Annotated in this window: 6 protein-coding genes; all 6 read left to right on the top strand. The window is 56.8% G+C overall.

What is annotated here, in order from left to right; translation table 11 throughout:
* Nucleotides 1-13 precede the first annotated feature (13 nt).
* The 6 genes from NIA71_RS15655 to NIA71_RS15630 are packed head-to-tail and all read left to right on the top strand — an operon-like array spanning nucleotide 14 to nucleotide 14772.
* Nucleotides 14-1936, top strand: coding sequence for a PP2C family protein-serine/threonine phosphatase (locus tag NIA71_RS15655; protein WP_253020915.1), 1923 nt, complete (start codon nucleotides 14-16; stop codon nucleotides 1934-1936).
* Nucleotides 1937-1957: 21 nt separating this feature from the next.
* Nucleotides 1958-3706 carry an MATE family efflux transporter gene (locus NIA71_RS15650; protein WP_253020914.1) on the top strand — a complete coding sequence of 583 codons (1749 nt, stop codon included), beginning with the start codon at nucleotides 1958-1960 and terminating at the stop codon, nucleotides 3704-3706.
* Between the two features lie 2 nt (nucleotides 3707-3708).
* Complete coding sequence (locus NIA71_RS15645) at nucleotides 3709-4002, top strand: STAS domain-containing protein (RefSeq protein ID WP_148397406.1); 294 nt, start codon at nucleotides 3709-3711, stop codon at nucleotides 4000-4002.
* A 2-nt stretch (nucleotides 4003-4004) separates the two neighbouring features.
* Nucleotides 4005-4430, top strand: coding sequence for an ATP-binding protein (locus NIA71_RS15640; protein WP_253020913.1), 426 nt, complete (start codon nucleotides 4005-4007; stop codon nucleotides 4428-4430).
* Nucleotides 4417-5775, top strand: coding sequence for a phenylacetate--CoA ligase family protein (locus NIA71_RS15635; RefSeq protein WP_253020912.1), 1359 nt, complete (start codon nucleotides 4417-4419; stop codon nucleotides 5773-5775). The genes NIA71_RS15640 and NIA71_RS15635 overlap by 14 nt, the downstream gene beginning before the upstream one ends.
* 3 nt (nucleotides 5776-5778) lie before the next feature.
* Nucleotides 5779-14772: a non-ribosomal peptide synthetase gene (locus NIA71_RS15630; protein WP_253020911.1), complete on the top strand. Its 8994-nt coding sequence runs from the start codon at nucleotides 5779-5781 to the stop codon at nucleotides 14770-14772.
* Nucleotides 14773-14818 lie beyond the last annotated feature (46 nt).

Here is a 14818-nt window from a genome sequence, read left to right as displayed (position 1 = left end):
GAGGAGAAAATTGATGCGCAAAAAAATCGGACTATATCTGGGAATCGGAATCCTCTACTTTATCCTCGCCCTGCCCTTTGCGGGACTTCATTTTTCCGACGGATATTCGGAGATCCGCTTTACCAGCCTCCTGCCCATGGCCGCGGGGCTGCTCTGCGGTTTTCCCGGCGCGCTTTCCTGCGCCCTGGGGAACCTGCTGGGCGATCTTTGCACAGGCCCGGATATCTACTGCATTTTCGGCTTTGCGGGCAATTTCCTCATGGCCTGGCTGCCCTACAAGCTGTGGCACACCCTGTTCTTCGCGGGACGGCAGGGGCCGCGATACCTGGAGTCTTCCGGCTCCATTCTCAAATTCGTGGCTGTCTCCCTCATCGCAAGCTGCGCCTCCGTGGGCGTGATCGGAGCGGGAGGTCAGCTTCTTTCAGGGTTTTCCTTCGGAGCCTTTTTTCTCCCTGTGGCGCTCCAATACTACGACCTTTCCCTTCTGGGAGGCATGCTCCTCTTCCAAATCTGCCTCACCGTTTTTCGCAGGACGCCCCATATTCCCTGGCAGGCGTACCGGCGGATTCGGCGGGAAAGGGACTATCTCCCCGATTACCTGCTCTCCGGCCTGGTAGTGGCAGTCGCCTGCGCTTTGACCGCGCTGACCATGGGCCAGGGCCAGGAAATCAGGCAGAGCCCCCTCATCACCGGCCTGTGCCTTCTGCTGCTAGCGGCCTCCCTGGTTCTGGCCTGTCTGCCTGTGGGCCGGGGAAAAGAAGAAACAGAGACGGAGAGCCGATACCTGCCGCCTGTCGGGGTGAGGGCCCAGTTCGTCACCCTGTTTCTGCTGATTCTCTGCATGATTTTAATCACCCTTACCGCCGTCTGCCTGCGCCTGCTCTACGTAGACCTGGCCGCCTTTACCCAGGGCGCGGGAAACACGTCCCTGCTCTGGCTGCGGGTCATTGTCGCCGCAGCGGTCATCGGAACCTTTTTTATCATCGTTCTGCCTCTACTGCTGAAAGGGATTCAAAAGGTCGTGGCCGAGCCGGTGGAAAAGACGGCAAACTACGCCCGGCAGTTTGCGGCCGGTGAAACATTGACCGAAGAACGTCTGGTGATCGGACGGACGGGAAACGAGCTGGACGGACTGGGACAGTCCATCAATACCATGGCCAGAAACATCCGCGCCTTTGTGGAAGAGACCCGGCTTAGGGCCATCAAAGAAGAAAAGCTGGCCGCCGAGCTGAACATAGCCAGGAACATCCAGCAGGGCCTGCTGCCGGAACGCTGGACCGGAAGCGGCTTTGACATCGTCCCCTTTATCAAGCCGGCCAGAGAAGTGGGCGGAGACTTTTACCACTTTTCCCGGCTGGATGAGGACCGGGTCTTTGTCTGTATTGCCGATGTTTCGGGAAAGGACATTTCGGCGGCCATGTTCATGGTACAAGCCAAAATCCTCATGGAAGAGGGCTGCTCCCTGCCGCCGGACCAGATGATGGCCCGGGTCAACAATGCCCTGTCCAAATCCAACAAAGCCATGATGTTCGTCACCGCCTTTGCGGCGATCGTGGACCGGAAAAACAGACGCATGACCTATGCAAACGCGGGACACAATCCGCCGATCTGCCAAAACAACGGGCGTATCTGCTGGCTGGACGAAGAGGCGGACTTTGTCCTGGGGCCCATGGAAAATACCCATTACCAGCAGCATACCATGGACCTTGCCGATGATTTTCTCCTCTTCATCTACACCGACGGCGTCAATGAGGCGGAAAATAGCGACGGCGGATTTTTCGGAAATCACCGGCTTTTCGAGGAAGCGGGACGGCAGCTCCGGGAGGGGAGCGGCTGCCAAGGACTGGTAGAAAACCTGGCGGCCAGGCTGGAAACATTTACAGAGGGCGCCCAGCAGTCGGACGACATCACCATGCTGGCCCTTTCCATGAAATAAGCAAAATCACAGGAGGTAGCTTTGTTAGAACGTAAAGGCATCATTATCAACCAGCAATTTATGAAATTCTTTTTTCCAACCATACTCATGGCCATGGCTCTTTCCTTGAGTACGGTCATCGACGGAATCATTGTGGGCAACATCCTGGGGCCGGACGCTCTGGCGGCGGTAAACCTGGTCCTTCCCATTACGCTGCTGTTCAATTCCGTATACGTGCTCATCGGCGTGGGCGGATCCACCCTCTATTCGGTAGCCCTGGGAAAGCGGCAGAAAGAGCGGGCCAGAGAGCTGTTTACCGTCTCTGTGCTGACGATGATTTTCACCGCTATTGTGATCTGCCTGCTGGGGCTTTACGCCTGCGGACCCCTGGCGAAAGCTCTCACCGTCCATGCCCGGGATTTGACGGAGCTGGTATTCGACTACCTGAGGGTGGTCATGCTGGCCTCGCCGTTTTTGATCCTGGTCCCGGGCTTGGTGTATTTTCTCCGCTCCACCGGCGAAGTTAAGCTGGCCTCCTTTGTGCTGATCGCCGCCAATGTGATCAATCTGACGCTGGATCTGATTTTCGTCGTCCTGCTGGAAAGCGGCATCGGCGGCGCGGCGCTGGCTACGGGCTGCGGATATTTTGTCGGCCTGCTCATTGCCCTGGGCGGCGTCGCCCGGGCAAAGGAGCTGCGGTTTTGCGGACTGCCAGGCCACGTCTTTTCCATGCTGAAAAACATCATGGGCACGGGACTTCCCCTGACCATCAATACGGCCCTCAACTTCTTCCGGCTCACCTGCGTCAATGCCATCGTCTCCGTGTACCTGGGCAGCGACGGGGTTACAGCTTTTTCCGTATGCACCTCCTGCCTGTCCATCGTCTCCATGTTCGTGGGAGGCTCGGCCCAGACCATGATCCCGCTATTGGGGACTTTTTACGGTGAACAGGATCTGAGCGGTGTCCGTTTCACCATCCGTAAAGCCGTTGCCATTACCGTGTCGGCATCCCTAATCCTACTGGTGATTTTTGAAGCCATCCCTTCCACAATCACCGGCCTGTTCGGTGTCAATGACCCCCACCAGGTAGCCATCGCCGCCCAGGCTCTCCGCATCTACGCCATCAGCCTGCCCTTCATGGGATTTCTATTCATTTCCATGTGCGTCTATCAGGTCGTGGGGTATCAAAACCTTTCCAGCCTGGTTGCGCTCTTAGAAGGCTTTGCCATCGTCGTACCGGCGGCTTTCCTGCTGGCACGCATCATGGGGGCGGCGGGAATCTGGATCGCGTTTCCGGCGGGAGAACTTCTCACGATTTTGCTGTTGCTCCTCTTCGTCCGGCAAAAGCAGAAAAAGAATCCAGGGGCCAAGGGGATTTTCCTCTTGGAAGAAAACCCAAACAGGCAGGTAATGGAAGTGACCCTGCCCCGGGAAGAGACTCAGGCCGCTCTGCTTTCCGGGCAGGCCATGGACTTTTGCCGGAAGCGGGGCGTGGATCCGGTAACTTCCCATATGGCGGCCGTGGCCGTGGAGGAAATGACCGTCAACACCATCCAAAGCCGGGAAACAGGTGGAAAGAACCGCTTTATCGACGTGCGCCTGACCCTGGAGGAAGGGCGGATTTCCATGATCTTCAAGGATAACGGATACCCCTTTGACCCGTTTCAGGAAACGGACCTGCGCCAGTTCGGAAATCTGGCGGTAGCCGAGGCGGTCACCAGCGGGATCCGCTACGACTATATTCTGGGCATGAACTGCACCATTGTAACCATTGATCGGAAAGGAGATTGAACATGATTATTACCAACAAAGAGGAACGCGTTACCATCGCGCTTTCAGGAAGACTGGATACCATCACCGCGCCGGAGCTGACAGAGGCTGTGAAGGATTTAACCTTTCAAGAGCTGACCCTTGATCTTACGGATCTGGAGTACATCTCCAGCGCCGGGCTGCGGGCTCTTCTGGTCTGCAAAAAAACAGCCGACAGCCAGAAAGCGCCTTTCACCGCGGCGAACCCCGCCCCTGCTGTGCTGGAAGTCATGCGCATGAGCGGCTTTGACAAAGTTCTGGATATCCGGATGGATTAGCCATGGATACCATCACCCTTCCAGCCAAAATAAAAGCCCTGTACCAGGCCCTGGCCTTTATCGAAAAAGCCGCCCAAAGCTGCGGCTGGGAGGGCGACCGGGCCAAGCTGGAGCTTATGGCAGAAGAAATCTTTGTCAACATCGCCGGCTACGCCTACGGCGGCGAAGAAGGGCTGATCCAAATAAGCTGCGGCGCGGAAAAGGGCATGTTTTTGATGCAATTTCGCGACAGGGGAAAGCCGTTCGACCCTCTCAAACAGCCGGAGCCGGATCTCCAGTCCCCGGCCGGTCAAAGGCCCATCGGCGGCCTGGGCGTTTACCTGACCAAAACCTGCGCGGACCGGGTATCTTATCAATATGAGGACGGGACCAATATCCTAACGGTGGGAATGTATTTGCAAAAGGAGGAACATTATGAAAACCATTGACATGAATCAGGCCCTTCGCCTGTGCAAAGAGGCGGAAACCATGCCCCAAAAGCAGCGCGGCAAGCTGAGAGACACCCGGCTTATGGAGCTGGCCTGCTACGCCAGGAACCATTCGCCTTATTTTAAAAAAGCCTATAAAAACATTGGAGAAAGTTTCACCCTTTCCCAGCTTCCTCCTACCAATAAAAAACAGCTCATGAAAGACTATGAAGCCTGGGTGACCGACCCGCGGATCCGCTATGAGGATGTCTTTTCCTATATCGAAAGCCCCGAGGGCGGCAGAGAGCTGTATCTGGAAAGCTATACGGCCATCACTACCTCCGGCACCACGGGAAATCCCATGCCTATGGTGCGGGACCCTTACCACAACACCATTCACGGCGCTTTGACAAAGACCAGGCTGCTGCGCCAGACAGACCCGGATCTGATGACGCCGGTCAAACACAAAATCGCTGCCGCTGTCTTTCTGGATCCCCACGTTTCTTCCTATTCCAGCCTTCTGCGCATGAAACAAGCCTATCCCGGCTATGAGAGCAATGTGCTGGAGCTGCCCATCAACGGCGATATCGCCGATCTGGTCCGCATGCTGGACGATTTTCAGCCCGATCTGGTCACCGGCTATCCGTCGGTCATGGGCGCTCTGGCCAACGCCCAAAGGGACGGGCGAATGGACATTTCTCCCCAGGCCATCGCCTGTTCGGCGGAGGTGCTCACAGAAAAGGTGTATCAAGCTTTGCACCAGACCTTCGGCTGTCCGGTGCTCAATAATTATTGCAGCACGGAGGGCGGCGAAGCGGCCATGTCCTGTCCTGCGGGAAAGCTCCACGTCAACGATGATTGGGTCATCATCGAGCCGGTGGATGAAAAGGGGAATCCGGCCCGGGAAGGCGAATGGTCGGCCGGCGTCTATGTGACGGATCTGACCAATTACGTCCAGCCGGTGATCCGCTACTACATGGAGGACAAAGTAAAGATCCACAGCCGGCCCTGCTCCTGCGGCATCACCCTTCCGGTGATGGAAATCCTGGGAAGGACCACGGAAAACCTGATGGTGGGCGGCGTGGAAGTGCTGGGCATCAACGTGGAATACAGTCTCATGTACGTGGAAGGGGTTTACTCCCTCCAGCTGGTGCAGACCGGCGATACGGAATTTGAAATCCGCATGGTCCCCGAGTCGGAGGAAACCAGGCTCACCGCCTTTGAACAGGCCAGAGAAATCATGCTGCGGTTCTTCAAAGACAACGGCTGTCCCCAGGTAAACATCCGTCTCAGCGAAAAACCGCCGGTTCACAGCGAAAAGGGCGGCAAAGTAAAATTCATCGTCAAGGAATTGGACAGGAGGTAGTGTATGCAGTTATATTTAGAACAGCTCGCGGAGCATATCAAAAACATTCCCGGCAAAACCGCCATCGCGGATCGGGAGGGAGAAAGGGAGACCTCCTATGAGACCCTCTGGTCCCTCAGCGACCGAATCGCGGCGGTGCTGATAAAAAGAGGCGTTAGAAAAGGAACCTTTGTATCCATTCTCCTTCCCAGGGAAATGGAGTACATTGCCGCGTCTCTGGGAATCCTCAAAGCGGGCGGCGTGATCGTACCCCTGTCTTTCAGCTATCCTAAAGAGCGGATCGACTTTATCAACGACCAGTGCGGGGCCGGCGCGGTAATCGACGAAAAATTCCTAGCAGAGCTGCCCAAGGAAACAGGCCGGCTTTGCTTGCCAAAGATCGAAGGCACGGACCGGGCCCTGGCTGTCTATACATCGGGCTCCACCGGAACGCCCAAGGGCATCGTCCACAGCCACCTGAGCCTTGCCAGCGCGGCGCGGCGCAGCGCCCAGGTCTTTGTCACAGCAGAGGATGTCTACCTGTCCAACCTGCCCTTCCATTTTGTCGCCATTGTGGTGGACGTTTTTATGGGCCTTTACGCGGGAGGCTCGGTACATATCAACAGCGAAGAAGGGCGAAAGGATATCCGCAGAATTGAAGATTACATCGCGGACCACCGTATTACAGCTACCCTGATTTCCCCTCAGATGATGAAACTGTTTAAAAATAAGGGGGATTCTCTGAGAACCGTGCTCTGCGGCAGTGAGCGGGTATCGGGAGTCTATGGGGACGGCTACCAGATCTACAATATTTACGGCTCCAGCGAAACCACCCCGGCGGCCACTTTTTTCAAGGTGGACCGGGAGTACGACAATACGCCCATCGGAAAGCCCTTCCCCGACATGGGAATTTACGTGCTGCGGGAGGACGGCAGCCAGGCGGGGCCGGAGGAAACGGGAGAAATCTGCATTTCCGGCTATCTGGCGGAAGGCTATCTGGGGCTGCCGGAAAAGACGGCCGAAACCTTTACGGAAAGCCCTTTCGCCAAAGGAGAGACGGACCGGGTCCTCTATCACAGCGGCGATCTGGGCTACTTGCAAAAGGACGGCAATCTGGTCTATGTAAACCGGAAGGATTGGATGGTGAAAATCAACGGACAGCGGGTGGAAACCGGCGAAATCGAGGCCATCATCAGCGGCCTTTCCTATGTAAAGACCGCTGTGGTAAAGGGCTTTGAAAATGAATACGGCCAGACCTGGCTCTGCGGCTACTTTCAGTTGGAGGACGGGGATGGGCCGGAGAACCCCGCCGCCGCCATTAAAGGGGAATTGAAGAAAAAGCTGGCGGATTATATGATCCCCCAGTTTCTGATCCGGATGGACGCTTTTCCATTGAACCAGAACGGCAAGCTGGACCGGCTGGCCCTGAAAGCCCCCGACGCGTCAGCCTTTAAAGCCGAATACCAGGCCCCGCAAAGCGAAGAGGAAGCGGCCATCTGCCGGGGCTTTGAGGCAGTTTTGGCAATAGACCGCATCGGGCGCAAGGATGATTTCTTTACCATTGGCGGGGATTCCATCAAGGCCGTGCGCTTGCAGGAATTCTGCCAGGACCTTTTCCTCACCTCCGCCCAGATCTTCGAGGGAAGGACGCCTGCGGGAATCGCGGCCCTTCTCGACGGGCAAAAGGCCGACCCTTACGCGGGCTGCGACAGCCCGAGGGACTTTTATCCCCTCACCGACAGCCAGCTTGGGGTGTTTTTGGAGTGTATGCAAAGCCCGGAAAGCGTCATGTACAACATCCCATTTTGCCTTACCGCCCCGGGGGATACGGACGTTCCCAGGCTGCAAAGGGCGCTGGAGACGGTCGTCCGCCACTATCCGGCGCTGCTTGTGGGCACCGGCCAAAAGGACGGCGAGTACGGCATGATTCCCCTCCCGGATCGGGAAGCTGTCATTCCGGTGAGGGAGATTGCCGGATCGGAAATGGAAAAAATCAAAGCATGCTTTGTGCGGGCCTTTGATCTGGAAAAGGGACCCTTTTTCCGCATCGAGCTGTACAAAACGGAACAGCAGGTCTATCTTCTGGCCGATTTTCACCACATCATTTCCGATGGCGCATCGGTGGCCGAATTTTTCCGCCAGACGGCCCGCGCTTATGAGGGAAAGCCTTTGGAAAAAGAAGTCATTTCCCAATTTACCCTCGCAAATTATGAGAAGACCTTAAAAGAGAAGGATGTTTACAAAGAAGCCAAGGCGTATTTTGAAGAATATCTGGCGGGCAATAAGGTGGACGTCAGTCCGGTATTCGACCGGCCGGAGGATCCGCAGCAGTTCGTGCGGCCGGGAAAACGCCACTATGTCAATCTGGCGGGCAAGCTTTCCTCAGAAGAGCTGGAGCGGTTTTCCCGCCAGGCCGGCGTTACGGAAAATACGGTATTTTTGGGCGCTTACGCCTATGCCCTTGCCAAATACACCGGACAGAGCGAGGCGCTGCTGGCTACGGTCAACAACGGCCGCCACGACCCGCGCATGAACCATACCCTGGGTATGCTGGTGCGGACGCTGCCGGTCTACCTTTCCATCGATGAGGAAGAGACGGTAGCAGGTTTCCTCGAAAACCTGCAGAGCCGTTTCTTTGAAACCATGAGCCATGACTGCTGTTCCTTCGGCGAGCTGGCCCGGGAGTATGGCGTGACGTCGGATCTGCTCTTTGTCTATCAGGCCCAGACCCTCAATTCCGTCACGCTGGACGGGGCAGAGGTGCCGATGGAGGCCCTGGAAACGGGAAACAGCCTCGCCAATATCGCCCTCCATGTATTCCGCAAAAAGGGCAGCTACGACATGTTCTTCGAGTACCGGAGCGACGTTTATGAAAGAAAAACCATCGAAACCTTGGGCAATCTGCTGGTGCGCGTTGTCAGGGGATTTTTGGAGTACGGCAGATTAAAAGAACTGCCCCTGGTATCCCCTCAGGAAGTCGGCATGTTGGAATCCTTCTACGGAGAGACCATTTCCTATGACCGGAGCAAAACCATCGTCGATCTCTTCCGGGAGCAGGCTGGGCGGGTTCCGGAAAAGACGGCGGTCATTTACAAGGAAAAGCGCATCGCCTACCGGGAAGTGGACGAGCTGTCGGAGCGCATCGCCGCCTATGTGAGCGGCCAGGGCATCGGCAGGGAACAGGTGGTAGCGGTTCTGATTCCCCGCTGCGAATATATGGCCATCGCCTCTCTTGGCGTGATGAAAGCGGGGGCCGCTTACCAGCCGCTGGACCCGACTTATCCCATGGACCGGCTGGCCTTTATGATGGAGGACGCCGGGGTGGAGCTTTTGATTGCCGATGAAAGCCTGCTTTCGCTGGTCCCCCAATTCAAAGGAAAGGTCCTGCTCACAAAGGATATTCCAAGCCTTCCGCCGGCAGAAGAGCCAGGGAAAACCGACCCTGCGCCGGAGGATCTGTTTATCCTGCTGTATACCTCGGGAACTACCGGCACGCCGAAAGGCTGTATGCTGACCCAGGCCAACATCACAGCCTTCTGTCACTGGTATCAATCCTTTTATGAGATGGAAGATGAAAGCGTGGTGGGCGCTTATGCCAGCTACGGTTTTGATGCCTGTATGATGGATCTGTACCCGGCCTTAACCTTTGGCGCGGCGGTTTTGATCATACCCGAAGAGCTGCGTCTGGAACTTGTTTCTCTTAACCAGTATCTGGAAAATGAAAAAGCCACCCACATTTTCATGACCACCCAGGTGGGCCGCCAGTTTGCGGCGGAAATGGAGAACCACAGTCTGCGGCACCTTTCTACGGGAGGCGAAACCCTGGTTCCCGTGCGGGTGGAGGCGGACTACGCCTTTTACAACGTGTACGGTCCCACGGAATGTACCATATACACCACGGCCTTTGAGGTGGATAAAACCGCAGCCTATGAGAATGTGCCTATCGGCAGGCCCCTCGGGAACTTGGAGCTTTACATCCTGGACAAGCAGCAAAGAAGAGTGCCGCCGGGAGCCTTGGGCGAGCTGTGCGTGGCCGGATATCAGGTGAGCCGGGGGTATCTGGGAAGGCCGGAGCAGACGGAAAAGGTCTTTACCTCCAACCCTTTTACAAACAGAGAAGGCTTTGAGCGCATGTATCACACCGGCGATATCGTCCGCTTTCTCCCTGACGGCAATATTCAGTTCATCGGCCGGCGGGACGGTCAGGTGAAAATCCGGGGTTTCCGCATTGAGCTGACGGAGGTGGAAGGAATCATCCGCCAGTATCCGGGAATCAAGGACGCCACGGTCATGGCCTTTGACGCGCCGGCGGGAGGAAAGGCCATTGCCGCCTATGTCGTTTCCGATGAAACGGTGGATATCCAGCGGCTCAACGCCTTTATTCAGGAGGAAAAGCCGCCTTATATGGTGCCTGCCGTGACCATGCAGATCGATGAGATTCCTCTGAACCAAAACATGAAGGTCAACCGCAGGGCGCTGCCGGATCCGCTGAGTCAGACGCCAAAAACAGGCGGCGATGATTCCAGGCCCCTCACCTTGCTGGAGCAGGAGCTGAAAGAGCTGGTGGGCGGCATTGTGGGCCATGAAGAATTTTCCGTAGGCACGGAGCTGACCAGGGCCGGGATCACGTCCCTGTCCGCCATCAAGCTGGCGGCGGCCATTGAAAAGGAATACGGCCTGACATTGGAAGTCAAGGCTATGATGAAACAGTGCACCATTCTTTCCATTGAAGATGAAATTTATAAAAGCTTGCGCAGCGGCGCGCTGCCTGCGGCCCGGAAGGAACAACGGGCGCTGAGGGACACTTACCCGCTGACCCAGGCCCAGATGGGCGTCTATTACGACGCGGTCCGCCGCCCTGAGGATACCGGCTACAATATCCCCGCAGTTTTCCGTTTTCCGGGGGAGCTGACGGCGGAAACGCTGGCGGATGCGGCGCGGACGGTGGTCAAAGCCCATCCGTACCTGTCCGCCCGGCTCTGCTCCCGGGATGGCGCTTTGGTGCAGGTTCCTTTTGAGGAAGAGCCGGTCATTGAGGTTCACTCCATGTCCGAGGATGCCTTTGGGGATTATCGGGACCGGTTTGTAAAACCGTTTGAACTGGAAAATAGCAGGCTCTATCGGCTGGCGGCGGTGGAAACGGAGGCGGGCCTTTATCTGCTGGCGGATTTTCACCACATCATCTTTGACGGCGGCTCTTTGGATGTGTTCCTCCGCCAGGTGGCGGCGGCCTGTGAGGGCGCAGAGGCGGAAAAGGAGGACTACAGCTACTTCGATTATGCGGCGGATCGTCAGGCGGCAGAGGACAGTGACGCCTACCGCCAGGCGGGCGAGTTTTTCGCGGATCTGCTTAAAAACTGTGAAGGAGCCAGTCAGTTGACGCCGGATCTGGCGGGAGAGGAAACCGCCGGCAGAAAAGCGGAGCAAGCCGTCTTTGTGGACGGTGAAAAGCTGGATGCTTTTTGCAGAGCAGGAGGCGTTACTCCCGCCCACCTGTTCCTGGCCGGTGTCTTTTACACCCTGGCCCGTTTCCTCCATACGGAGGAGGTTTATCTTTCCACCATCAGCAGCGGCAGGTCGGATTTGAAGGTCCGGCAGTCTCTGGGAATGTTTGTAAACACCCTTCCTTTGGCGGCAAGCCTGGGGCAAGGCAAGACGGCGATAGACTTTATCAGAGAATCGGCGGATTTAATGATGGACGCGGTGTCCCATGAAGGCTATCCTTTCTCCAAGATCGCCCAGGACTATGATTTCGCGCCCCAGATCATGTACGCCTGCCAGTTGGGCGTGCTGGAAAAGGTGGAGCTGCTGGGCAGTCAGGTAGAGATGGAAAGCTTGGAGAGCGACACGCCCAAGTTTAAGATTTCCATCCATATTGAAGAGCGGGAAGGCCGTCCGGCTGTCTGCGTTCAGTACAATGACGCTCTTTACAGTGGGGAGCTGGCGGCACTTCTTGCCGGGAGCATCGCCCTTTGCGTGGAGCGGATGATGGCCGGGCCGCAATGCCCGCTGCGGAGCATCAGCCTTGTTACGGAGCCGCAGAGGAAGGTTCTGGAAGGCTTTTGCCGCAGGGCCGCCGCGGAGCCGGAGGAGGAGATTTTCCACAAGGCCTTTGAAAAACAGGCGGCCCTCCATAAAAACAAGACGGCGCTCATCGCATCGGAAGGCTCCTATACCTATGGGGAGCTGGATGAAAGGATGAACCGGGTAGCGGGAGCGCTTGCCGCGCGCGGCTTTGGGCCGGGCCAGTCGGCCGCAGTCCTGCTGCCTCGGACCGGGGCGCTGATTATAGCCATGTACGGCGTTATGAAGGCCGGCGGCGCTTATATCCCTTGCGATCCGGACTATCCGGCGGAGCGAATTCGTCAAATTACAGAGGACAGTTCGGCCTCTCTGGTGATCACCACGGCAGACCGCCTGGCGGATTATGAACAGGCGGTGGACATGGAAGAGCTGCTGGCCTATGAAGGCGCGCCTGCGCCTTTGGCAGCGGTGACGGGGCACGATCTGGCTTACATGATCTATACCTCCGGCTCCACCGGAAAACCAAAGGGCGTTATGCTGGAGCACCGGGGCATTGTCAATTATACGCGCAATCATGAGGCCAACCCTCACGTGCGCGCCTGCGCAGAGGAAGGACATGTGATGGTTTCCGTAACTACCGTTTCTTTTGATATGTCTCTGAAGGAAACGGCGGTGGCTCTCTTGAACGGGCTGACGCTGGTGCTGGCCGACGAGGACTGCGCCAATCACCCCCTCAAACTTGCGGAGCTGATGGAAAAAACGGGAGGCGATATCTTCAACGCCACCCCGTCCCGTATGCTCCAGTATATGGAGTCGGCGGAATTCTGCCGGGCCCTGGCCGGGTGCAAGGTAGTCATGTCCGGCGGCGAGCAGTACAGCTTAAAATTGCTAGAAAAACTGAAAAAGGTCACCAAGGCTAGAATCTTCAATACCTACGGGCCGACGGAAATTACCGTTTCCAGCAACGCCAAAGAGCTGACTTTTGCGGATCGCATTACCATCGGGCCGCCGCTTTTGAATTATACGGAGTTTATCGCGGACAGCGATGGAAATCCGCTGCCTCCTGGCGTGACGGGAGAGCTGTATATCGGCGGCATGGGCGTTGCCCGGGGCTACCACAATCTGCCGGAAATGACCGAGGAGCGGTTTATCACCGCTTTCGGCCAGCGGGTTTACAAGTCAGGGGACTATGCCCGCTGGACGCCGGAGGGCGACGTGGTGATTCTGGGCCGGACCGACAACCAGATCAAGCTGCGGGGCCTGCGCATTGAGCTGGAGGAGATCGAGTCCTGTATCGGCGGGTATCCGGGTGTGAAAAACGCGGTGACGGTGATCCGGGAAATCAACGGAACCGAGCATTTGTGCGCTTACTTTACGGCGGAAAAAGCGGTGGAGGTTTCCCAGCTGAAAGCGTTCCTCCAGGAAAAGCTGACCAAATACATGGTGCCTACCGGTTACTGCCAGCTTGAAACGCTGCCTATGACCCCCAACGGGAAAATTGACCGCAAGGCGCTGCCGGAGCCGAAGCTGGCGGAGGCCGGTGAATATACGGCTCCTATGGGCGAGGAGGAACGGGTCTTCTGCCAGATCTTCGCCGATGTGCTGAAGCTCGATAAGGTGGGGGCCAACGACGATTTCTTCGATTTGGGCGGCACCTCCCTGCGGGTTACCAGCGTCATTATCGCGGCTACGGAGGCGGGCTTTGACATTACCTACGGCGATGTGTTCAGCCATACGACCCCGCGCAGGCTGGCGGCCATGTTCCGCACGGATGCGGGCGACTCGGCATCTGAGCTGGAGGACTTGTCCGATTATGATTATACGAATGTCGGCCGGATGCTGGCGGAAAATAGCCTTGACTCCTTTGTTTGCGGCCAGCGGCTCCCGCTGGGCAACGTGCTTTTAACCGGCGCTACCGGCTTTCTGGGAATCCACATTTTGCGGGAATTCCTGGAGTCGGAGTCCGGGCGCGTTTATTGCATCCTGCGCAAGGGCAATTACGATTCTTTGGAAAAGCGTCTCAGCACCATGCTCTTTTACTATTTTGAGACGACCTATGAGGAATTGTTCGGGGACCGAATCCTTCTGGTGGAGGGCGATGTTACGGATCCTGGCGTCTTTCAGCGCCTGGAAGGTGAGGATATCCAGACGGTGATCAACTGCGCCGCCAATGTGAAACACTTCTCCAAGGGAACGGATATTGAGGACGTCAATGTGGGCGGGGTGCTGAACGCCATTGACTACTGCAAGAGAACCGGCAGCCGCATCGTCCATATTTCCACCACCAGCGTTTCCGGTTTCAGCGTGGGCGATGTGCCGCCTTCCAATACGGTGATGAGTGAGCAGATGCTCTACTTCGGCCAGGCTCTGGATACCAAATACGGCCACAGCAAGTTCCTGGCCGAGCGGGCTGTCCTGGAGGCGGCGGCCGCCGGTCTCAGCGCGAAAATCATGCGGGTGGGCAATCTGTCGGCCCGGGATACGGACGGCGAATTCCAGATGAATTTTGCCACCAACAGCTTTGTGGGCCGTCTCAAGTCCTATGAGCTGATCGGCAAGTTCCCTTATTCCATGATGGATATGACGGCCGAAATGGCGCCTATCGACAGCACGGCCAGGGCGATCCTGACCCTGGCAAAGACGCCGAAAGCGTGCTGCCTGTTCCACCCGTACAACAACCACAGTATCTATCTGGGGGATATCATCTGCGCCATGAAGAGCTGCGGCGTGGAGATCGAGCTGGCCGAAGAGGCGGACTATCTGGCGGCTTTGGAGACGGCCCAGAAAGACCCGGACAAGGCGGCGGTGCTGTCCAGCATGATCGCTTACGAGAATATGGGCCACGGGAAGAAGACGGTTTCCATTGCCAGGACCAACGATTATACCATGCAGGTGCTCTATCGCATGGGCTATCAGTGGCCGACCACTTCCAAGGAATATGTGGGCCGGTTTGTGGAGGCCATGGAAGGGCTGGGATTTTTTGCGGGAGCGTAAGGATGATGGTGGCCCGCTTTCTATCAAAGTGAAGGCCACCAAATTC

It is taken from the genome of Ihubacter massiliensis (assembly GCF_024125305.1).
Taxonomy (GTDB): domain Bacteria; phylum Bacillota; class Clostridia; order Peptostreptococcales; family Anaerovoracaceae; genus Hominibacterium; species Hominibacterium faecale.
The sequence above is the reverse complement of the archived record's forward strand: the minus strand, read 5'-3'. Positions and strand labels throughout refer to the sequence as shown.